We start from the raw sequence: 21999 nt of genomic DNA on the forward strand, positions 1-21999 counted from the left end.
CCATTCTCTGCGTCAAAGAAATAAAAAAGGAAGCTGCCTGCGCATACCAATATTGGTTTCCAAGCGTTTTGGCCTGAAATCCCATCCTGTCCTGCGCAAACAGCTATCCTTTTTGTCAAGTCTTCGGTTTGCTGGCTGGCTCAGAAGCCTTCATTTGCGCCCAGATAGCGCCACTGCCCCACCGGCAGATTGCCCAGCGTCACCTTGCCGATGCGAATGCGCTTGAGGCCTACCACATGCAGGCCCACTGCTTCGCACATGCGGCGAATCTGGCGCTTCTTGCCTTCGCGCAGCACAAAACGCAGTTGCTCCGGGTTTTGCCAATCCACCTCGGCGGGCAGCAGCGCCTGACCGTCCAGCGAAAGGCCATGGCGCAGCAGTGCCAGCTTGTCTTCTGGAAAATGACGCTCCACGTCCTTTTCCACCGAGCCGTACACCACACGCACCAGGTATTCCTTGTCCACCTCGGAGTCTTCGCCAATGATGTGCTTGGCGATGCGGCCGTCCTGCGTCAGCACCAGCAGGCCGACCGAATCGATATCGAGCCGGCCGCAAGGCGCAAGCCCCTTGAGCTGGCTGAAGTTGAATCGCGTCTTGCTACGGTCCTCACGCCAGTGGTTGGGCGGGTTGATCAGCACCACGGCAGGTTCATGGCCATCTTCGGCCTGACCACTGACATAGCCCATGGGCTTGTTGAGCAGAATCGTGACCTGCTGGGCCTGCTGCTCCTGCGCGGCGCGTTGAATTTCGATTTTGTCGGTCACGCTCACCAACTGGCCCATCGTGGCGACCTCGCCATTTACCAGTACCCACCCATTCTCGATCCAGGCATCGCCCTCGCGGCGCGAACACATGCCCAGATCGGACAGGCGCTTGTTCACACGCACCTGGCCTTCAGCCTTGAGTTGCACGTTCTGCGCCTGGGCAGTCGCCGTCTGCATGGTGCGTGGCGTAGCATCTGCCCGCCACACATTCGCCTTGGGTTCACTGCGGGCAGGCGGAGCAGGCCGGAAACCATCACGTGAACGCTCGTAGCCCCCCGGCTTTCCTGCCGTGTTGCGGGCCCCACGCGCACCCTCGTCCCCTGCGAACCGGCCTGGCGCGCCACTGCGGCGCGCGCCTCCACCTGCACCGGCCCCTGCATTGCTGCGCGGTGCCCCGCTTGCGCCGCGCGCGGCGGGGGCTGGCGCAGGCTTGCTGCTGAGCGTCAATTTTTTACGGCCCTCCCCCTCGGGCGAGGAAGATGCGGGGGCTGGGGATGGAGCAGGAGCGTTTGGCATAGCCCTGTATTGTCGCGCGAATCCCATGCCTGGCTTCCCCGCACGGCCTTGTGGTCCGCCTGTCAGTACCAGACGGGATTACATTTTCCCGGGGTTCTTACGGAAATCGTGTCCCACTCCCCGTATTGCATCCCCATGCCAGATCCAGCCTACGGCAAGAGGTTCGCAAAGCTGCATGAACACAGGCTCTTCACCGCAATCTGCAAATGCAAGCAGATATGACGGATGCAACAGCGCTGTTTCTGGCCGCTCCACAGCGGCGTAGCATGAAACTTCGTTTGACAAGTATTGGAGCAACACCATGAAATGGCTTTCCCTGTGTGCGGTACTGGCCTGTGCAGCGGCTGTCAGCGGCTGCGACCGAGGCCCTTCGTCCGTACCCACCCCGCGCGCCACCCCGGGCACCATGCCCGCACCCGATACGGCGGCCCCTGGCACTCCGAGTACGGGCCCAGGCTCCGCACCCGGCGCCCCAGAAAGCAAGCCTTGAACAAGGGCCCGCTGCTGCTCAAGCGCGCTCGGGGTTGACGAACCAGCCCTTGCCGCGCAGGGCTTGCAGATTGAGCACACGCAAGCCGCCGTATTCAATGCGTATGGCGCCTTGCTCCTGCAGCGCCGCCAGTGCCTCATTCACGCGCTGACGAGACAGCCCCACCAGGTAGGCCAGTTCCTGCTGGGTGATGCGCAGCACATCGCTCACGCCGGGGTAGAGCACCGGATTGAACAGGGCCGCCAGGGTGCGCGCCACACGCTCCTCAGGCCGGTTGAGGCGGTCGATCTCGCGTGCCGAGATGAACTGTGCCAGCCGTTCATTGAGCTGGTGCATCATGAAACGGTTGAATCCCAATGAATGGTCGAGCAGCCAATGGAAGGTATCGACCGGAATACCGCCAATGGTGCTTTTGCGCAGGGCCTGGATGTCATAGCGGTAGGGCTCGCGCTTGAGCGCCGTACCTTCGCCAAACCAGCCGCTGCGGGGCATGCCCGCGAACGTCATGGTGCGGCCTTCGCTGTCCTCGGCACTCATCTTGAGCAGGCCTTCGATCACACCAAACCAGAAGGTGACCGGACGCCCGACCCGGCACACATATTCACCGGGCTCTGCTTCCGTGACCACCAGTTGCCGCACAGCATGGTCACGCTCCGCTGGCTGCAGAACGCGCAACCAGGGGATGCCCGCCAGCTCATCCGGGCTGGGTGCACGCCGGCGTTGGTACAGGGATGCGGTGACAGTCATAGGGCGCAAGATTGCCGCAGAGCCCGTCGCATTCCTATAGGGAACGCACTAGTGTGCGAGGCTGGTTTGTCGCTTGCGCGCCAGCTACACTGAGGCCCAGCTTTTGATTGCATTGGAAACACCATGACCGATTTGAACACCGCCTTTGAAGCCGCCAAGGACAACGCGATGAACCTCAGCGAGCGCCCGGACAACCAGACCCTGCTCAAGCTCTATGGCCTGTACAAGCAAGGCGCCGTGGGCGACAACAACGAGCCCAAGCCCGGTTTCACCGACTTTGTCGCATCTGCCAAATGGAATGCCTGGAACCAGCTCAAGGGCGTGGCGCAGGACGATGCCAAGCAGCAGTACATCGACCTGGTGAAATCGCTGGAATAACCCACCGAGCCAGCCCACCCAACAACGGCCCCAGGGCCGTTTTTTACTGCCCCTGCACCGACCGGGCCGGTCAGGCATCCACCTCCAAACACGGGCACCCTGCAGTCTGGCTTGCGGGGCCGGATTTGCTTCTGCGTTACATCAAGATGGCGCAAGCTATGCGTCTTTTCTTCCGATACCACAACCTGCTCCTCATCACAGGTAAACACCGAGAGTGCTTTCCCTAGGATTGTCGTCATAAAGACAAAATAACGTCAAAGCTGCTTCTACATTCCGTTTCAACAACGACGTGTGCTTTCAAGCATGCGATCCATAAAAACGGTTCAGGAGACGGCACATGTCCACTACCTTTCCCAAGCTCTTGCTGCAGCATGCCGCCAGCCGGCCGCACGACGCTGCGTTGCGCGAGAAGGAATACGGCATCTGGCAAAGCTATGACTGGGCGCATCTGGCGACCCTGGTCTCGCAGATCGCAGCGGGTCTGTCGCAAGCCGGCCTCGCGCGTGGCGAGCACCTGGTGCTGATCGGTGCCAACCGCCCTCGCCTCTATGCCACCATGCTGGCTGCGCAGTCGCTGGGCGCGATTCCCGTGCCGCTGTACCAGGACGCCGTTGCTGCGGAATGCGTGTTCCCCTTGAACAACGCCGAAGTGCGCTTTTGCCTCGTGGAAGACCAGGAGCAGGTGGACAAGCTGCTGGAGTTGCGCGAGCAGTGCCCGCTGATCAGCCACATCTTCTACGACGATCCTCGCGGCTTGCGCAACTATTCCGAGCCTGGCCTCGCATCGCTCGACAGCCTGATCGCCACTGGCAAGGCGTATGTCGACAGCCACCCCCAGTGGTTTGCGGAACAGGTGCATGCGACGCAAAACGAAGATGTGGCCGCAATGTTCTTCACCTCCGGCACCACCGGCAACCCCAAGGGCGTGGTGCACACCCACAGCTCGCTGCTGGAGAGCGCCTCTGCAGGTGCCGAATTCGAAAATCTGACCAGCAAGGAAGAAGTGCTGGCCTACCTGCCCCCCGCCTGGATTGGCCAGAACATCTTCAGCTATGCGCAATGGCTGGCCTGTGGTTATGTGGTGAACTGCCCCGAATCGAGCAGCACCGTCAATATCGACCTGAAAGAGGTCGGCCCCACCTACTACTTTGCACCGCCGCGCATTTTTGAAGGCATTCTGACCAGCGTGATGATCCGCATGGAAGATGCCGGCCTCATCAAGCGCAAGATGTTCCACCACTTCATGGAAGTGGCCAAACGGGTGGGCCCCGCCCTGCGTGATGGCCAGCCCGTGAGCCTGATGGACAAGATCAGCTACCGGCTGGGCGACTGGATGGTGTTTGGCCCCTTGCGCAACAACATGGGTTTCAGCCGGGTGCGCGTGGCCTATACCGCTGGCGAGGCGATCGGGCCTGATCTGTTCACCTTCTTCCGCTCCATCGGCATCAACCTCAAGCAACTGTATGGATCGACCGAAACCGCCGTGTTTGTCTGCATCCAGCCAGACAACCAGGTATTTGCCGACACGGTGGGCAATCCGATCCGCGGTGTCGAGATCAAAATGGCAGACAACGGCGAAATCCTGGTCAAGTCCAAAGGATTGCTCAAGGAATACTACAAGAACCCCAAGGCCACGGCCGAGGTGCTGAGCGAAGACGGCTGGTACCACACCAGTGACGCGGGCTTCATGGACAAGAGCGGCCAGCTCAAGATCATCGACCGGGTCAAGGACGTGGGCCGCTTGAAAGGCGGCGCCAACGACGGCGCGATGTTCGCGCCCAAGTATGTCGAGAACAAGCTCAAGTTCTTCCCCTTCATCAAGGAAGCGGTGGCACTGGGGGACGGCCGAGAAAAAGTCTGCGCGATGATCAACATCGACTTCGAGGCCGTGGGCAACTGGGCCGAGCGCCAGAACCTGCCCTACGCGGGCTACACCGACCTGGCGCAGAAGCCCCAGGTCTACGCACTCATCAAGGATTGCGTGGAGAAGGTCAACGCCGACTTGGCAACCGACGCCATGCTCGCGGGCAGCCAGGTCACGCGCTTTCTGGTGCTGCACAAGGAGCTCGATGCCGACGATGGCGAGCTGACCCGCACCAACAAGGTGCGCCGCGGCTTCATCGCCGACAAATACGGCGTGCTGGTCGATGCGCTGTATGCCGGCCGCACGGAACAGTTCATCGAAACGCAGGTGAAGTTCGAGGACGGCCGCACCGGCAGCGTGAGCGCCACCTTGAAGATCGACGACAGCAAGACCTTCACGCCTGTGAAGTCTGTCGCCTGAAGCCCTTGCCGAGAGAAAGCCACCCATGAGCAAAAAAATCGGTGACGTCATTTTGGACATCCAGAACATCAGCCTGCGCTTTGGCGGTGTGAAGGCACTGACGGATATCTCCTTCAACGTCAAAGAGCACGAGATCCGCTCGATCATCGGCCCCAACGGCGCCGGCAAGAGCTCCATGCTCAACTGCATCAACGGCGTCTATACGCCATCGGAAGGCTCGATCACCTTCCGTGGCCAGACCTTTGCGCACATGAACAGCCGCCAGGTGGCGGAGATGGGCGTGGCCCGTACCTTTCAGAACCTGGCGCTCTTCAAGGGCATGAGCGTGATCGACAACATCATGACCGGCCGCAATCTCAAGGTCAAAAGCAACATCCTGATGCAGGCCTTGCGCATCGGCCCCGCGCAGCGCGAAGAAATGCAGCAGCGCGAGTTTGTCGAGCACATCATCGATTTCCTGGAGATCCAGGCGTACCGCAAGACACCCGTGGGTCAGCTGCCCTACGGCCTGCAAAAGCGTGTGGACCTGGGCCGCGCACTGGCCATGGAACCACAGGTGTTGCTGCTGGACGAGCCGATGGCGGGCATGAACGTGGAAGAAAAGCAGGATATGTGCCGCTTCATCCTGGATGTGAACGACGAGTTCGGCACCACCATCGTGCTGATCGAGCACGACATGGGCGTGGTGATGGACATCTCGGACCGCGTGGTGGTGCTGGACTACGGCAAGAAGATCGGCGACGGCGCACCCAATGAAGTGCGCGCCAATGAAGACGTGATTCGCGCCTACCTCGGCGCAGGCCACTGAGCACAGGTTCCAGGAGCGAAGCATGGCATTTTTTCTCGAAACTCTGTTTGGCGGCCTGATGGTGGGCATGCTCTATGCGCTGATTGCGCTGGGCTTTGTACTGATCTTCAAGGCATCGGGCGTCTTCAATTTCGCCATGGGGGCCATGGTGCTGTTTGCAGCCCTGGCCATGGCGCGTTTTTCCGAATGGATTCCCAAATGGCTCGGCATGGAGCCGGGCGTCATCAGCATCGCATTGGCGCTGGCAGTCGCCATGGCCATCATGGTGGGCGTGGCCTGGCTGATCGAGCGCTTTGCGCTGCGCTATCTCGTCAACCAGGAGCCCATTGCCCTGCTGATGGCAACCCTGGGCATCGCCTATTTCCTGGACGGTCTGGGGCCGCTGATTTTCGGCTCGGCCGTGTACAGCATCAATGTGGGCATGCCCAAGGATCCGATGTTCGTGCTGGAGAACCTCTTCCAGGGCGGTGTCCTTATCAGCCAGGAAGACCTGTATGCCGCCGCCATTGCCGCCGTGCTGGTGGTTGCCTTGAGCATCTTTTTCCAGAAAACCAAGACCGGCCGCGCACTGCGTGCCGTGGCTGACGACCACCAGGCCGCGCAATCCATCGGCATTCCGCTCTCGCGCATCTGGGTGATCGTCTGGTCGGTCGCAGGCTGTGTGGCCCTGGTGGTGGGCATCATCTGGGGCAGCAAGCTGGGTGTGCAGTACTCGCTGTCGCTGGTGGCACTCAAGGCCCTGCCAGTGGTGATTCTGGGTGGCCTCACATCGGTGCCGGGCGCGATTGTCGGCGGACTGATCATCGGCATTGGCGAAAAGCTCTCCGAGGTCTACCTGGGCCCCATGGTGGGCGGCGGCATCGAAACCTGGTTTGCCTATGGCCTGGCGCTGTGTTTCCTGCTGTTCCGTCCTCAAGGTCTCTTCGGGGACAAAATCATCGACCGCGTGTAACTGGAGACCTGACCTATGTTTTATCGTGAAAATGGCCAGTTCAAGACCAGCTACGCGGCCGATCAGCAGATCTTCCCTGTGCTTCAGGACAAGTGGGCCATCATTGCCATCCTGCTGGTGGCCTTTCTGGTGGTGCCCTTCACCTTCAGCAACTATACCTTCCAGGCGGTGCTGATTCCCTTCCTGATCATGTCGCTGGGCGCCATCGGCCTCAATATCCTGGTGGGCTACTGCGGCCAGATCTCGCTGGGTACGGGCGCCTTCATGGCCGCCGGAGCCTATGCCGCCTACAACTTCCATGTGCGTTTCGAAGGCATGCCGCTCATTCTGTCGCTGATTGGCGGAGGCCTTGTGGCCATGCTGATCGGAGTGCTCTTCGGCCTGCCCAGCCTGCGCATCCGGGGCCTCTATCTGGCAGTGGCCACGCTGGCAGCGCAGTTCTTTGTGGACTGGCTTACCAGCCGTGCAGCCTGGGTCACCAACAACTCTTCTTCGGGCTCGGTGAGCGCTGGCAAGCTGTCGGTGTTTGGCATGGCCATCGAGACGCCGGTGCAGAAATACCTGTTCTGCCTCGCCATCCTGTGCGTGCTGGGCCTGCTGGCCAAGAACCTGGTGCGCAGTGCCGTGGGCCGCGAGTGGATGGCCATGCGCGACATGGACGTGGCCGCCAGCGTGATCGGCATTCGCCCCATGTACGCCAAGCTCTCCGCCTTTGCCGTCAGCTCTTTCATCGTGGGCGTGGCAGGCGCACTGTGGGGCTTTGTGCATCTGGGGGCATGGGAGCCTGCGGCGTTCAGCCTGGATCGCTCGTTCCAGTTGCTGTTCATGATCATCATCGGCGGCCTGGGCTCCATCGTGGGCAGCATCTTCGGCGCGGCCTTCTTCGTGCTGCTGCCCATCTTCCTCACCCAGGCGCCGCACTGGCTCGGTCTGCCGATTTCCACCGCCACCGCCACCTATCTGGAACACATGGTGTTTGGCGCGCTGATCGTGTTTTTCCTGATTGTCGAGCCGCACGGATTGGCCAAGCTGTGGGCCACGGCCCGCCAGAAGCTGCGTCTGTGGCCTTTCCCCCATTGATCCGTTTTCAGCAGAGCAACGCAGAGTGTTCGTGAGAGGGGTAATCAGTCCCCAACAACCCAAAGGAGATAGAACCATGTCTTTCAAGAAAGCTGTTATCGCCGCTGCCACCGCAGCGCTGGGTATGGGCGCACTGATTGCAGCCCCTGCCGCACAGGCCCAGGAGCAGTTTGTGCCGCTTCTGGTGTACCGCACCGGTCAGTTTGCGCCTCTGGGCATTCCATGGGGCGACGGCAAGCAGGACTACCTCAAGCTCGTCAATGCCAAGGGCGGCATCAACGGCGTGAAGATTGCCTTTGAGGAATGCGAGACCGCCTACGACACGGCCAAGGGCGTGGAGTGCTATGAGCGCTTCAAGACCAAGGCAGGCGTCTCCAGCTTCGACACGCAATCGACCGGCATCACCTTCGCCGTGAGCGCCAAGGCCCCTGGCGACAAGATGCCTGTGGTGACTCCAGGCTACGGCCTGTCGCAGTCTGCCGACGGCCGCGCCTTTGAATGGAATTTCCCGCTGCTGGGCAACTACTGGACCGCTGCCGACTCGATGATTCAGGACATCCTGAAGAAGGAAAAGGGCAATCTCAAGGGCAAGAAGATCGCACTGGTCTACCACGATTCACCTTACGGCAAGGAGCCCATTCCCCTGCTGCAGAAGCGCGCAGCCAAGGATGGCTTCGAGCTGATGCTGCTGCCGGTGACCGCCCCAGGCGTGGAGCAGAAATCGACCTGGCTGCAGATCCGTCAGAACCGTCCCGACTACGTGCTGCTGTGGTCTGCAGGCGTGATGACGCCTACGGCCGTGCGTGAAGCCCAGGCCACCGGCTATCCCCGCGAGAAGATGTACGCCATCTGGTGGGCAGGCTCTGACCATGACGTGAAGGACATCGGCGCCGGCGCCAAGGGCTACAACACCGTCACCATCCACAACACTGCCGAGCGCGACAAGGTGCACGACGAGGTCAAGACCATGCTGTACGACAAGGGCCAGGGCACCGCATCGGACGCCAAGGAACTGGGCCAGTTGGCGCACACCCGCGGCATGATGATTGCCATGCTGCAGGTGGAAGCCATCCGCGCCGCGCAAGAGAAATTCGGCAAGGGCAAGGTGATGACCAGCGAGCAGGTGCGCTGGGGGCTGGAAAACCTGAACCTCACGCAGGAGCGCCTCAACGAGCTGGGCTTCGGCAAGATCCTGCGTCCGTTCAAGACCAGCTGCGAAAACCACCTGGGTGCCGACTGGTCGCGCATCGCACAGTGGGACGGAGCCAAGTTCACCGCGGTCTCCGACTGGTACCAGGCTGACAAGAGCCTGATCGACCCACTGGTCAAGGAGTATGGCGAGAAGTACGCCAAGGAAAAGAACCTACCGATTCGCAGCTGCAACTAATCTGCAGAACCATAGCTGTTAGCGCTTGCCTGGCGATATTTTCAAATGGATTTCATATTGAAATTATTGTCTGGTGAGCGCAGGCAGCTTCACTTTCAACAGCATACGGTGAGGCCATGAGCACATCCAATCCCGCATCTACCGCAGCGCCGCTGCTCGTGGTCAACGGCATCGAGGTCATCTACAACCATGTGATCCTGGTGCTCAAGGGCGTGTCGCTTTCCGTACCGCAAGGCGGTATCGTTGCCATCCTGGGCGGCAACGGCGCGGGCAAGACCACGACGCTGCGCGCCATCTCCAACCTGCTCAAGGGCGAGCGTGGCGAAGTTACCAAGGGCAGCATCGAGCTGGAAGGCGAACGCATCGAAAACCTCTCGCCGTCCGACCTCGTCAAACGCGGTGTGGTGCAGGTGATGGAGGGTCGCCACTGTTTTGCGCATCTGACCATTGAAGAAAACCTGCTGACCGGCGCCTACACACGCACCAGCAAGGGCGAGGTCGCCGCCAATCTGGACAAGGTCTACAACTATTTTCCGCGCCTCAAGACCCGGCGCACCAGCCAGGCGGCCTATACCTCGGGCGGCGAGCAGCAGATGTGTGCCATTGGCCGCGCCATCATGAGCAACCCGCGCATGGTGCTGCTCGATGAGCCATCGATGGGCCTGGCGCCGCAGATCGTCGAAGAAGTCTTCAACATCGTGCAGGACCTGAACCAGAAGGAGAAAGTCACCTTCGTCCTGGCCGAGCAGAACACCAACATGGCGCTGAAATATGCAGACTATGGCTACATCATGGAAAGCGGCCGCATCATGATGGACGGCGCAGCAAACGACCTGGCCAATAACGAAGACGTGAAGGAGTTCTACCTGGGCATGGGTGGCGGAGAACGCAAGAGCTTCAAGGACGTCAAAAGCTACAAGCGCCGCAAGCGGTGGTTGGCATGAAGCCCCCCCTGAGTCGCTATGCGCCTTCCCCCTCTCTCTACGCGCTTCGCGCTATGGGAGGGGAACGACACCCTCTGAGCGGGGCGGCCCTTCCTCGGTGTCTCGCATATCGGGATGCGCCCGTTTTATAGGCCACGCCCTCCACCTTCATTCACAGGATTTGCCATGAGTGCCTTCTACGATGCGCTGGAGACGCGCACACCCCATGAACGTGAAGCCGCGCTGCTTGCCGCGCTGCCGCGCCAGATCGCACATGCACAGCAGCATTCCAGTGCGTTTGCCACTATCTTGCAAGGTGTGGATGCAGCGAGCATCACCAGTCGTGCGGCCTTGGCGCGCCTGCCTGTCACACGCAAGCATGAGCTGCTGGAGCGCCAGAAGGCCGAGCGCTCCCGCCATGCCTTTGGGGGCTTCAACGCCATCGGCGTTGGCAAGGCCATGCCGCGCATGTTTGCCAGCCCTGGCCCGATTTACGAGCCCGAAGGCAATCGCCCTGACTACTGGCGCATGGCGCGCGCCATCTACGCTGCCGGCTTTCGCGCGGGCGAGTTGGCGCACAACAGTTTCAGCTACCACTTCGTGCCTGCGGGCTCGATGATGGAGTCGGGTGCGCAGGCACTGGGAGCCACGGTGTTTCCGGCGGGTACGGGCCAGACCGAGCAGCAGGTGCAGGCCATGCTGGACCTCCAGCCCCATGGCTACATCGGCACGCCCAGCTTCCTCAAGATCATCCTGGAAAAGGCGCAATCCCAGGGCCAGAAAATTGCATCGCTGACCAAGGCGCTCGTCTCCGGTGAAGCCTGCCCTCCATCGCTGCGCGACTGGTTTGCCAGCCAGGGCGTGGCTGCATACCAGTGCTATGCCACCGCCGACCTGGGGCTGATTGCCTATGAAACCAGTGCCCGCGAAGGGCTGGTGCTGGACGAAGGCGTGATTGTCGAAATCGTGCGCCCCGGAACTGGTGACCCGGTGCCCGAAGGCGAAGTGGGAGAGCTGGTGGTCACCACCTTGAATCCCGACTATCCGCTGATCCGCTTCGGCACGGGTGACCTGTCGGCCGTGCTGCCCGGCAACTGCCCCACGGGACGCACCAACACCCGCATCAAGGGCTGGATGGGCCGCGCCGACCAGACGACCAAGGTGCGGGGCATGTTTGTGCATCCCGGCCAGGTGGCCGAGATCGTGAAACGCTTTCCCCAGGTGGAAAAGGCCCGCCTTGTGGTGACCGGTGCCATGGCAAACGACCAGATGAGCCTCCAGGTGGAAACCCGCGAACTGGGCGTGGGCCTGGCCGAGCAGATTGCAGATGCCGTGCGCGAAGTCACCAAACTGCGCGCCGAAGTCGCCCTGTTGCGCCCGGGTGAATTGCCCAATGACGGCAAAGTGATCGAGGACGCACGCAGCTACGAGTGATCGGGTGCAGTGTGCAAATGCCATCGCAATTTGCACACCGCAATCGTCGACGCGTTCTTACATATTGCAGCCTTGGGGCTGTGGTAAAAACCATGTATGCGGCTGTGGCCTCCCCATGGGAGGCGCAAGCCGCATTTTTATGTGTTGGCCGCCGGTGCGGTGCCCCTCATAGCAAAGGAGAGACAACCTATGACGACTGAACACTCCCACAACTATCCGGAAAATTTCAAGGCCCGCGTGGTGGGCAAGGTCGAGCATCGCATTGGCGATGGTCAACTGGAAACGATCCCTGAAAACCTCGATGTCGACGTGGCCACGGCCATTGCCAGCTTTGTCCTGTCCTGGGAATCCGAGGGCCAGCCGGTGATCGTCTCCCTGTCCAAGCCCGAGTTCGAATACCACGTCGACAATGGCAATATCCTGGTGAAGTAGAAAGCGCTACAGAGGACCTAAAAATCCCGTGGAAGGCGCCCCGCTCCTCACAGTGAGCGGGGCGCCTTTTTCATGCCCCTGCCAAGGGCCAAGCACTACACCAGCGATGTCGTGATGTGTATGCCGCCTTCCAACAGCTTGTGTACCGGGCAGGCATTGGCGATTTGCAGCAGCCGCTTGCGTTGCTCGTCATCCAGCTCGCCAGCAACCCGGATCGTGCGCTCGATGGCATTGCCCGCGCCAGCCCCTGCAGGGCTGAGTTGCAGATCCACTTCAACGTGCTGCAAGGGCCACTGCTTGCGCTGTGCATACATCTGCAAGGTGATGGTCGTGCAGGCCCCCAGCGCGGACAGCAGAAGTTGAGACGGAGTGGGCGCTGTCTCCCCCCCTCCAAGGCTCGCAGGCTCATCTGCATACCAGAGATGGCCCTGGGGATTGCCGAGTGTGACGCGGTATGGTGTATCGGTGCTGCGGGCTTGTGCGCTATGGGTCATGGGAAAGCTCTTCCAGGTGAATCCGTTTGCAATGGATGGCCGCTCATGCACGGCAAACCATTTGTAGCTGAAAACGAAAACCTCAGGGAGATACCAGAAAAGCACGCCGGTGCTCGGCAACCTTTGGCCTTTGCAGCGCAGCGGTCCGCCCCATCAGATCCGCAGAAAGGCCAAGCCACACGGCACAGGCAGCGCTGCACCCCATACCGCTTCGAAGATTCGCGCCGCGATCAGCACCAGAGGCGCGGAGCACCATGCATCGCATGGTTCCACAACGCCCAGCCGCTCATACCCACCAAGGCAATACCGGCCAGGCGTGCGCCCAGCTCCTGCCGCCAGGCGTTCAAGCCGCCCTGCATGCGGCGCAACAGCCAGGGAGCAGCCAGCAGCCACAGGGTGCTACCCAGGCCAAACAGCACCATCGCCAAAGCGCCGTCGAGCACGCGGCCCGTGAGTGCTGCAATGGCAGCAGCTGAGTAAAGCAATCCACAGGGCAGGCCTGCCCATGCCAGGCCCGCCAACCCCAAGCGGGTCGGTGATTGCAGCCACCGCTGCATGCGTGCCCCCAGCGGATGGAGCTTGCGTACCACCCAGTCCGGCGGGCGGGCGCCCCACAACAGCAGGCCAAACCCCGCAAAAAGCACCACCAGTTGAAGCAACGCCCACAGCGGGCGCAATGCCTGTGACCACGCCACGAACTGCGCGAGTCCGCCAACCGCGCCTCCAGCCAGCGCGCCCAGGGCAGCGTAGCTCATCAGGCGACCTCCGTGCAGGACCAGAAGTCGTGGAAGGGATGGCCCGGCAAGCTGTGCAGCCCCCTCATGCACCAGAAGTCTGGAGGTCACAGAGTCTGCGTCCTGCCTGGACAATGTGTTCGCACACGCCAGTCGCGCACAAGGCGCACCGCACATGGCAACGCAGTGGACGCCACCGGTCAGCCCCAATGCCAGGCAGGTTGTCATTACGCCAATCAGCATCGATCGTCTGCATTGGCATCTGGCTGGGCTGCGCCGGGGGCAACCGTGCCATGTTGGTTCACCTCGGAGGACGACAGCGATAGCAGCATGGTGAGTGCGGTCGCCGCCACCATCAACCCCCAGAACACCAGAAAGGCAATGCTATAGATGCCCATGCGAGAAAGCGGAAGCGGCGCTCCCGCCCATTTCAGGTCTTCCGGATCGACCAGGGCAAACACCAGCATTTCCTGCATGCCAGCCAGCAGAAACGCTGGCCAGGCGATCCACATCCAGCGCAGAGGCCAGCTTCTGACCGATTTGCCTTCAGTCATGGCGCTTTTCGCTGGCTGGAGCGGCGTTTGCGGATGGTGCAGGACTCACCGCATGATTGCGGCCTTGTATTGCAGGCGCCAGCGATTTTTCAGAGTGCTGCATCAGTTGCTGGTTAATGCGAAGGCCATTCCGGTAATAGTTGGAGTCAATGACGGGGTCCTGTCCATGCACGGCAATCCAGCCGGTGACCACACCCGCAGCCACCACGCTGACCGGACCGGCAATGAGCAGCCAGACGTGCCCAAAACGCCACCAGGGGGCGCAGGGTACCTGCTCGGACGGGTGCAGCGTGGATTCGGTAGTCATGGCAAGGCTCCTGTATGTGATTTAGGGGTGAAGAGAGCGGCGCTCATCGCGGCACCAGAAACACCGATTTTTCGCTCACGGACTCAGATGCAGAGCCATCCTCGGCCCGCACCTCGAATTGGAAAGCATGTGAGCCCGCAGGCAGGCTGTCATAGGGAATCTGCAACCGCACCGCAACCCAGCGCGCCTGTGCTGGCGCCACCTGCGTAGAAGATTCGGAAACCACCTCCAGCCCCGTCAATCCACTGGCGCTGATACGGTAGGTACGGGTTGCCTCGGTCGCATTCATGATTTGCAGGCGGTATACGTTTTCCAGCTTGCCGCCTGGGGCCAGACGCGCCAGCGCAGCACGGTCGCGCACCACATCCACCTTGAGCGGGGTGCGCAGGTACAGGCTGGACACCATGGCTACCGTCAATGCGGCCAGAACGCCCGCATAGATCAGAACGCGCGGACGCAGTACGCGGCGCAGCATCTGCGCTTTGCTCCAGCCACCGGCCATGGCATTCTGGGTGGCAAAGCGGATCAGTCCACGCGAATAGCCCACCTTGTCCATGACGTTGTTGCAGGCGTCCACGCACAGGCCGCATCCAATGCACTCGTACTGCAGGCCATTTCGGATGTCGATGCCTGTGGGGCACACTTGCACGCACAGCTTGCAATCGATACAGTCTCCCAGGCCCTGGCTGCGGTGGTCCGCCTTCTTGGCACGCGGGCCGCGCGGCTCGCCGCGCATGCCGTCATAGCTGACGATAAGCGTGTCCTTGTCGAACATGGCGCTCTGAAAACGTGCATAGGGACACATGTACTTGCAGACCTGTTCTCGCATATACCCGGCGTTGCCGTAGGTGGCAAAGCCATAGAACAGTACCCAGAAAATCTGCCAGGAGCCCTGCAGCGCCGCCAGCTCAACCGCCAATGCGCGGATGGGCACGAAATACCCAACAAAAGTAAAGCCCGTCCACGCTGCAATAGCAAGCCACAACAGCTGCTTGAATGTTTTCTTGCGCAGCTTCTCGAAAGTCCAGCGGCCCTGGTCCAGGCGCAGGCGTGCACTGCGGTCGCCTTCGACCTTCTTCTCGATCCAGAGGAACAATTCGGTGTAGACAGTCTGCGGGCAAGTAAATCCACACCATAGTCGCCCTGCTACTGCCGTAAACAAGAAAAGCGATAGTGCGCTGATGACAAGCAATGCGGTCAGGTAGATGAAATCCTGTGGATACAGGACCAGACCAAACAGATAGAAACGCCGCGCCCCCAGATCGAACAGCACCATGGGCCGGTCGCCCCAGGTCAACCAGGGCAGGCCGTAGAACACCAGTTGCGTGAGCCACACCATGGCCCAGCGCAAGCGTGAGAGCGCGCCTGTAATGGAGCGGGGGTAGATCTTCTGCTGCGCGGCATACAGTGCTTCTACCGTCTCTGCAGGTGCAGGAACGATGGGAATGGCGCCATATGCATCCGTGCGCGTTTGAGGGGAAGGCGGCGGCGAATTCATACAAACTGCAGGCTTGGCGGCGGTACCACACCAGAGCCCTCTGACGAGAAAAGGGCCGCGGATGCCTTGGCCCAGGCTGCCATCGGCATAACCGCGAGATGGCGTCGAACACTGCGGAAACGGGTGGGTGCTCTACTTGGTGGCGCCTCCCTGGTTCGACAAGCGCCATACGTAAGCCGTCAGCACCTTGATCTGCTGCTCGGTCAACTTGCCTTCTTGTGCAGGCATCTGGTTGGTGCGCCCGTTGTTGATGATGGATACGATGGCCTGCTCTCCCCAACCATGCAGCCATATCTGATCCGTCAGGTTGGGGGCGCCGACGGCCTGATTGCCTTTGCCATCCACCCCATGGCAGGCGGCACAGGCGGTGAACTTGGACTTGCCAAGGCTGGCCCGCAGGGAATCGTGCGGGCTATTGGACAGGCTCATCACATAGTGCGCCAGATTGCGCACATCGTCAGCCGATCCCACGGCAGCCGCCATCGGGGGCATGCTGCCATTGCGGCCTTTGTGGATGGTCTCCGAAATCTGCTCCGGTGCGCCGCCATAGAGCCAGTCGCTGTCCGCCAGGTTGGGGAAGCCTTTGCTGCCGCGCGCGTCAGAGCCATGGCATTGGGCACAGTTGTTCATGAACAGACGCTCACCAATACCCAAGGCCGCCCCGTCCTGGGCCAGTGCCTGCGTGCTCATGCCGTCAAACCGCGCATAGACCGGCGCCAGTTCCTTGCTGGCCTGCTGCACCTCATTCTGGTAACTCTGGGCGGAACTCCATTTCTTTTCTCCGGCGTAGCTGCCCAGGCCCGGATAGAGCGCCAGATAAGACAGGCCAAACACAATGGTGATGACGAACAACCCCATCCACCACAGCGGCATGGGATTGTTGGCTTCGGTCAAATCTTCATCCCATACATGCCCGGTCGTGCTGTCCTCGCCCTTGGAGACTACTTTCTTTCGGGCAGTCAGAAAAAGCAGAAGCAGACACGCAAAAATGCTGAGCAGCGTGATGGCCGCCACATACCCGGACCAGAAATTGCTCGTGAAATCGCTCATTTTTGTCCCCGCTCAACTTGTGATGGCAGGGCCTCGTCATCGAAAGGCAGCATGGCGTCTTCGTCAAAGCGGAGGCGGTTGCTTCTGCTGTATGCCCAGCGTGCAATGCCGACAAAGCAGGCTAGCGAGGCCAGGGTAAAGAAGATTCGTAAGTCGTTGATGTCCATTGGAAGCTCCATTACTTCAATGCACGGCCCATCACCTGCAGATAGGCCACCAGCGCGTCCATCTCGGTCTTGCCTTTGAGCTCATCGGAAGACGCAGTGATCTCGTCGTCGGTGTAAGGTACTCCGACCTTGCGCAATGCGCGCATGCGAGGTGCTGCATCGGATGGATCTACGACTGTCGCCTGCAGCCAGGGATAAGCTGGCATATTGGACTCAGGCACCACATCACGCGGATTGTTCAGATGCACGCGATGCCATTCGTCGCTGTATTTGCCGCCTACACGGTGCAGATCGGGACCCGTACGCTTTGAGCCCCACTGGAACGGATGGTCGTAGACGAACTCCCCTGCCACCGAGTAGTGGCCGTAGCGCAGCGTTTCAGCCCGAAACGGACGGATCATCTGCGAGTGGCAGTTGTAGCAACCCTCGCGCAGATAGATATCGCGGCCGATCAGTTGCGTGGCGGTATAGGGCTTGAGACCGGCGATCGGCTCGGTCGTGGACTTCTGGAAGAACAACGGAACGATCTCGACCAGACCTCCAACGGCAACGACCAGGACGATCAAGACGATCATCAGGAAGTTGTTGGTTTCAATACGCTCGTGGCTGAAGCCCTTGCTTGTGGTTTGCTCATTGCTCATGGTGTCGTACCTTGATCAGGCGTGTGCCGGTTGCGGCGCAGGAATGGCGACCCGGATGGAGCGCCCGGAGATCACCGTCATCCATACATTCCAGAGCATCAGCAGCATGCCGCTCAGGTACAGAAGGCCTCCCAGCGCACGGATGACATAGAAGGGATAGGTGGCCTTGACGCTTTCGACGAAGGTATAGGCCAGCGTGCCATCCGCATTGACTTCGCGCCACATGATGCCCTGCATCACGCCCGCAATCCACATGGCGGCGATGTAGAGCACGATGCCTACGGTGCTCAGCCAGAAATGCAGTTCGATGGCACGAATGGAGTACATCTTCTCGCGTCCGAACAGACGCGGAATCAGGGCATACAGAGAGCCCATGGTGATCAGCCCCACCCAGCCCAGCGCGCCGGCATGCACATGGCCCACCGTCCAGTCGGTGTAGTGGCTGAGGGCGTTGACCGTCTTGATGGACATCAACGGCCCTTCAAAGGTGGCCATGCCATAGAAGGACAGCGAAACAATCAGGAAGCGCAGGATCGGGTCGTCGCGCAGCTTGTGCCAGGCACCCGACAGGGTCATGATGCCGTTGATCATGCCGCCCCAGCTGGGTGCCAGCAGAATCAGCGAGAACACCATGCCCACCGATTGCGCCCAGTCAGGCAATGCGGTGTAATGCAGGTGGTGCGGACCGGCCCACATGTAGGTGAAGATCAGCGCCCAGAAATGCACGATGGACAAGCGGTAGCTGTACACCGGGCGGCCTGCCTGCTTGGGAATGAAGTAGTACATCATTCCCAGAAATGCTGCAGTGAGGTAGAAGCCCACGGCATTGTGGCCATACCACCACTGCACCATGGCGTCCTGTACCCCTGCGTAGGCCGAGTAGCTCTTCATCCAACCGGAAGGAATGGCCGCACTGTTCACGATATGCAGCAATGCAACGGCAATGATGAAGGCCCCGAAGAACCAGTTGGCCACATAGATGTGGCGTACCTTGCGGATGCCCACCGTTCCGAAGAATACGATGGCATACGCCACCCAGACGAGGGTGATGAGCACATCGATGGGCCACTCCAGTTCGGCATATTCCTTGCCCTGCGTGTATCCCAGCGGCAGGCTGATGGCAGCTGCCAGAATCACGGCTTGCCAGCCCCAGAAGGTGAAGCTGGCCAGCCTGGGGCAGAACAGCCGGGTATGCCCGGTGCGCTGCACGATGTAGTAGCTGGTGGCAAACAACGCGCAGCCGCCAAAGGCGAAGATCACGGCGTTGGTATGCAATGGACGCAGGCGCCCATAACTCAGCCATGGAATACCGGCACCGATCTCTGGCCAGGCCAGTTGTGCGGCAATGAACAGCCCTACAGCCATGCCAACCACACCCCAGACCACCGCCATGAAGGCGAATTGGCGCACTACGGTGTCGTCGTAATGGGTGGTGCTGGCTTGTGAAGAAGTCGCAACCATTTTGTCCCTCGTTGACAGGTCGGAAGCTCGGCTTGCCATGGCATGCATCCACGGCCAAGAGGTCTGCCTGCTCGGCATAACAACGGATGAAATCCGGCTTTCCTGACCGATAGTGTTCGCCTTCGTTGCCTCCAGCCCTTTGACTTGCCTCAAGAGTCGTGCAGGATGCGCTCGCCTTCCGGCTCCACGCTCTCGAATTGACCGCTGTGAACGGCCCACCACAACGCGGCCACCACCAGCAGCACCAGCAGCACTGACAGGGGGATGATCAGAAAGAGGATGTCCATTCGATGTCTCCAGGCCGCTCAGATGCGACCCATTGCCTGGGTTCCAGGGGTTGCCGCTGTGCCTGAGGCGGCACCGGCCCGTGGCACGCCGGTTGCTGGCCAGCGCAGCAGCCGGGCTGCATTCAACACCACGGCCAGCGAGCTGAGCGCCATGCCCAGCCCCGCCAGCCATGCAGGCATGTGGCCCAGCATGGCCAGCGGCACGCAAAGCGCGTTGTAGGCAGCCGCCCATAGCAGGTTCTGGCGGATCACGCGCAGAGTGGCACGCGCGTGCAGCACGCAGCACGCCACCACACGCAAGTCGCCACCAGGAACCACAATATCGGATTGCGCCTGCGCCAATGGCAGCGCGTCCCCCATGGCGAACGACACCTGCGCGGCAGCCAGCACCGGCCCGTCGTTCAAACCGTCCCCCACCATGGCGATGCGGTGCCCCTCCGATTGCCGGGCCTGGAGCCAGGCCAGCTTTCCTGCAGGCGAGCATTGGCCGTGGGCCACTTCGATGTCCAACTGGTGTGCCAGTGCCTGCACCGCCTCTTCACGATCGCCCGACAGCAGGCAGATATGCAGCCCGGCCTGGCGCAGCGCCTGCAATGCCTGGAAAGCTTCCGGCCTCGGTGATTCGGTCAGGCTGAAGGCGGCCAAAGGCTGCCAGGACCCCTGGTGGCAGCCGCGCCAGGCCAGAACCAGCCGAGCGCCGGGCGCCTCGTCTTGCGGCAATTCGGTGAATGCAGCCGATCCCAGACGCAGCTCGAACGGCTGCCCTGCAGGCGGCATCGTCGCATGCATGGGCAAGTTCCCCAGTTGGACGACACGTGCCTGCAGGCCCTGACCTGCAACTTCATGCACCTCATCCATTCGCCAGCCAGGCGCTTCACCCGTGTCTGGCTGCACCAGCGCGCGCGCGGCGGGATGATGCGATTGACGGGCCAGCAAGGCAGCCAGCCGAGATACTTCCTTGCCCGGCAACGGGCCCAGGAGGGTGACCTGCCGCAGGCGCAGCCAGCCATTGGTGAGCGTGCCGGTCTTGTCGAACACCACGGTATCGACATGGTTCAATTGCTCCCGCGCCTGCAGGTGCCGCACAAGCGCGCCATGGCGCGCCGCCGCACCTGCCGCGCACAGCAATGAGGCAGGTGCAGCCAGCGACAGCGCGCACGGGCAGGTGACGATGAGTACCGCCACGGCCACCATCAGCGCCTGCGCAGGGCCCTGTGGCCACCACAGCACGGCTGCCAGCACGGCACACAGCAGCACCGCCCACAAAAAAGGTCGCGCCACACGGTCGGCCAGCTGCACCATCGCCGGCTTCTGTGTGGCCGCCTGGCGCATCAGGGCCACCATGCCTGCGTAAACGGTCTGCTCGCCGAGCCGCACCACTTCGATATCCAGTGGCGCAACCAGGTTGGCGCTGCCGCTCACCACGCTGTCGCCGATTGTCTTGGGCCGGGGCGTGGCCTCGCCTGTGAGCAGCGACTCGTCCGCCTGCGAGCAACCTCTGCGCACCACGCCATCGGCTGCAAAGATATCGCCGGGCAGCACATGAATCGTGTCTCCCACGCGCAGATCGCTCAGCGCCACCGACTGCAACCCGCCGCTTTGCTCGACACGCTGGACAGATTGCGGCAGGCGGTTCAATGCCGCATCCAGCAAGCCTGCGTTGCGGTGACGCAGACGCTGCTCCAGCAGGCGACCGGAGAGCAGAAAGAACACGAACATCGTGAACGAGTCGAAGTACACCTCGCTGCCGAAAGGACCACCCGGGTCCAGCGTGCCCAGCGTGCTGACGCCGAACGCGATGCCCATACCCAAGGCCACTGGCAGGTCCATGCCGACCTGGCGCCTGCGCAAATCACGCCAGGCGCCCTTGAAAAAGGGCTGGCAGGTGAACAACAGCACCGGCAGCGAAACCACCCATGAGGCCCAGCGCAGCAGCGATTCCATGTCTGCGCCCAGGTCCCCGGGTTGCGCCACGTACACCGGCCATGCGTACATCATGACCTGCATCATGCAGAACGCCGCCACCAGCCAGCGCCACAGCAACTGGCGGGACTCTTGCCTGCGCAGCTCCCGCACCAAGGCATCCATGGCCGGCTGCACGCGGTAGCCTGCCGCCTCGATGGCTGCCATCCAGCGTGAAGGACGTGTCTGCCCCGCCACCCACACCACGCGCGCGCGCTCGGCAGACGTGCTGACCTCCACCTGCTCCACGCCTGGCACGGTGCGCAATGCGTCCTCGATGGTCAATGCGCAGGCCGCGCAATACATACCGCCGACCACGATGTGCGACTCCCACCGACCGGCAATGTCGTCCAGGCAGCGGCCAAACCGCGGCCATTCTCGGGCATCGTCCAGCAGCAGCGTTCCCAAAACAGTGCCGCTCCCCGCTTCGTGAGAAGCGGGAGGGGAATCGTCTACGGGCCGTGCATGACTGTCCTGCATGGCGAGAGCTTAGTCAGCTCGCCAAGCTCTCATCTTGATGCGCATCAAGCATTGCCGACTGCGCCCAAATAACCAATGCCTTGTGGCAGATCCAACGGAGTTGCGTCGGCAAACCCGCCGTGAAGAATGCAAAAAGCCAGCATGCTTGGCATGCTGGCTTGTTGTGATT

22 protein-coding genes and 1 pseudogene are annotated in these 21999 nt (G+C 61.3%); 10 read left to right on the forward strand and 13 right to left on the reverse strand.

Features of this window, described 5'->3' with window-relative positions:
* Window positions 1-140: 140 nt before the first annotated feature.
* The gene (locus tag ACH2DG_RS15615) at window positions 141-941 is read right to left on the reverse strand and encodes a pseudouridine synthase (RefSeq protein WP_395027276.1); all 801 of its coding nucleotides are present in this window, start codon (window positions 939-941) and stop codon (window positions 141-143) included.
* 640 nt (window positions 942-1581) lie between these two features.
* On the opposite strand from ACH2DG_RS15615, the gene ACH2DG_RS15620 reads away from it, so the two are divergent.
* On the forward strand, window positions 1582-1770 hold the full coding sequence (locus ACH2DG_RS15620) for a hypothetical protein (protein WP_395027278.1): 189 nt from the start codon (window positions 1582-1584) through the stop codon (window positions 1768-1770).
* An 18-nt stretch (window positions 1771-1788) separates the two neighbouring features.
* Here the strand turns inward: ACH2DG_RS15620 and ACH2DG_RS15625 are convergent, their stop codons facing one another.
* Window positions 1789-2517, reverse strand: a complete 729-nt coding sequence (locus ACH2DG_RS15625; RefSeq protein ID WP_184710143.1) for a Crp/Fnr family transcriptional regulator — start codon at window positions 2515-2517, stop codon at window positions 1789-1791.
* 123 nt (window positions 2518-2640) lie between these two features.
* On the opposite strand from ACH2DG_RS15625, the gene ACH2DG_RS15630 reads away from it, so the two are divergent.
* From ACH2DG_RS15630 to ACH2DG_RS15670, 9 genes are all read left to right on the forward strand, one after another.
* The gene (locus ACH2DG_RS15630; protein ID WP_224150747.1) at window positions 2641-2895 is read left to right on the forward strand and encodes an acyl-CoA-binding protein; all 255 of its coding nucleotides are present in this window, start codon (window positions 2641-2643) and stop codon (window positions 2893-2895) included.
* Window positions 2896-3232: 337 nt separating this feature from the next.
* A complete protein-coding gene (locus tag ACH2DG_RS15635) occupies window positions 3233-5179 on the forward strand; it encodes an AMP-dependent synthetase/ligase (protein ID WP_395027279.1) in 1947 nt (648 codons plus the stop codon).
* 25 nt (window positions 5180-5204) lie between these two features.
* On the forward strand, window positions 5205-5987 hold the full coding sequence (locus tag ACH2DG_RS15640) for an ABC transporter ATP-binding protein (RefSeq protein ID WP_395027280.1): 783 nt from the start codon (window positions 5205-5207) through the stop codon (window positions 5985-5987).
* Between the two features lie 22 nt (window positions 5988-6009).
* Window positions 6010-6939, forward strand: a complete 930-nt coding sequence (locus ACH2DG_RS15645) for a branched-chain amino acid ABC transporter permease (RefSeq protein ID WP_395027282.1) — start codon at window positions 6010-6012, stop codon at window positions 6937-6939.
* Between the two features lie 15 nt (window positions 6940-6954).
* On the forward strand, window positions 6955-8019 hold the full coding sequence (locus ACH2DG_RS15650; protein WP_224150751.1) for a branched-chain amino acid ABC transporter permease: 1065 nt from the start codon (window positions 6955-6957) through the stop codon (window positions 8017-8019).
* 76 nt (window positions 8020-8095) lie between these two features.
* Window positions 8096-9406, forward strand: coding sequence for an ABC transporter substrate-binding protein (locus tag ACH2DG_RS15655; RefSeq protein ID WP_395027283.1), 1311 nt, complete (start codon window positions 8096-8098; stop codon window positions 9404-9406).
* 116 nt (window positions 9407-9522) lie between these two features.
* A complete protein-coding gene (locus ACH2DG_RS15660) occupies window positions 9523-10350 on the forward strand; it encodes an ABC transporter ATP-binding protein (RefSeq protein WP_224150754.1) in 828 nt (275 codons plus the stop codon).
* A gap of 165 nt (window positions 10351-10515) precedes the next feature.
* A complete protein-coding gene (locus tag ACH2DG_RS15665; RefSeq protein WP_395027285.1) occupies window positions 10516-11763 on the forward strand; it encodes a phenylacetate--CoA ligase family protein in 1248 nt (415 codons plus the stop codon).
* Window positions 11764-11952: 189 nt separating this feature from the next.
* Window positions 11953-12195, forward strand: a complete 243-nt coding sequence (locus ACH2DG_RS15670) for a hypothetical protein (RefSeq protein WP_184710161.1) — start codon at window positions 11953-11955, stop codon at window positions 12193-12195.
* Between the two features lie 95 nt (window positions 12196-12290).
* On the opposite strand, the gene ACH2DG_RS15675 is transcribed toward ACH2DG_RS15670, so the two are convergent.
* The 11 genes and pseudogenes from ACH2DG_RS15675 to ACH2DG_RS15725 all read right to left on the reverse strand — a co-directional run bounded on the left by ACH2DG_RS15675 (window position 12291) and on the right by ACH2DG_RS15725 (window position 21830).
* Complete coding sequence (locus ACH2DG_RS15675; RefSeq protein WP_395027287.1) at window positions 12291-12689, reverse strand: OsmC family protein; 399 nt, start codon at window positions 12687-12689, stop codon at window positions 12291-12293.
* A 230-nt stretch (window positions 12690-12919) separates the two neighbouring features.
* On the reverse strand, window positions 12920-13666 hold the full coding sequence (locus ACH2DG_RS15680) for a sulfite exporter TauE/SafE family protein (protein WP_395027289.1): 747 nt from the start codon (window positions 13664-13666) through the stop codon (window positions 12920-12922).
* A complete protein-coding gene (locus ACH2DG_RS15685; RefSeq protein ID WP_395027290.1) occupies window positions 13660-13977 on the reverse strand; it encodes a hypothetical protein in 318 nt (105 codons plus the stop codon). The genes ACH2DG_RS15680 and ACH2DG_RS15685 overlap by 7 nt, the downstream gene beginning before the upstream one ends.
* Window positions 13970-14284 (reverse strand): FixH family protein, encoded by a 315-nt coding sequence (locus ACH2DG_RS15690; RefSeq protein WP_395027291.1) that lies wholly within the window; start codon window positions 14282-14284, stop codon window positions 13970-13972. Before ACH2DG_RS15690 ends, ACH2DG_RS15685 begins: the two co-directional genes overlap by 8 nt.
* A 43-nt stretch (window positions 14285-14327) precedes the next feature.
* Window positions 14328-15782, reverse strand: coding sequence for a cytochrome c oxidase accessory protein CcoG (gene ccoG / locus ACH2DG_RS15695; protein WP_395027292.1), 1455 nt, complete (start codon window positions 15780-15782; stop codon window positions 14328-14330).
* 132 nt (window positions 15783-15914) lie between these two features.
* A complete protein-coding gene (gene ccoP / locus ACH2DG_RS15700) occupies window positions 15915-16832 on the reverse strand; it encodes a cytochrome-c oxidase, cbb3-type subunit III (protein WP_395027294.1) in 918 nt (305 codons plus the stop codon).
* Window positions 16833-16864: 32 nt separating this feature from the next.
* Window positions 16865-16999 (reverse strand): annotated as a pseudogene (locus tag ACH2DG_RS15705) (cbb3-type cytochrome oxidase subunit 3); the annotation flags it as partial.
* 11 nt (window positions 17000-17010) lie between these two features.
* Window positions 17011-17640 carry a cytochrome-c oxidase, cbb3-type subunit II gene (gene ccoO, locus ACH2DG_RS15710; protein WP_395027295.1) on the reverse strand — a complete coding sequence of 210 codons (630 nt, stop codon included), beginning with the start codon at window positions 17638-17640 and terminating at the stop codon, window positions 17011-17013.
* A gap of 15 nt (window positions 17641-17655) precedes the next feature.
* Window positions 17656-19101 (reverse strand): cytochrome-c oxidase, cbb3-type subunit I, encoded by a 1446-nt coding sequence (gene ccoN / locus ACH2DG_RS15715; RefSeq protein ID WP_224150766.1) that lies wholly within the window; start codon window positions 19099-19101, stop codon window positions 17656-17658.
* Between the two features lie 149 nt (window positions 19102-19250).
* Window positions 19251-19388, reverse strand: a complete 138-nt coding sequence (gene ccoS, locus ACH2DG_RS15720; RefSeq protein WP_395027297.1) for a cbb3-type cytochrome oxidase assembly protein CcoS — start codon at window positions 19386-19388, stop codon at window positions 19251-19253.
* 18 nt (window positions 19389-19406) lie between these two features.
* On the reverse strand, window positions 19407-21830 hold the full coding sequence (locus ACH2DG_RS15725) for a heavy metal translocating P-type ATPase (protein ID WP_395027298.1): 2424 nt from the start codon (window positions 21828-21830) through the stop codon (window positions 19407-19409).
* Window positions 21831-21999: the final 169 nt, after the last annotated feature.

The organism is Comamonas odontotermitis (assembly GCF_040396735.1).
In the GTDB taxonomy this organism is placed as follows: Bacteria; Pseudomonadota; Gammaproteobacteria; order Burkholderiales; family Burkholderiaceae_C; genus Comamonas; species Comamonas odontotermitis_C.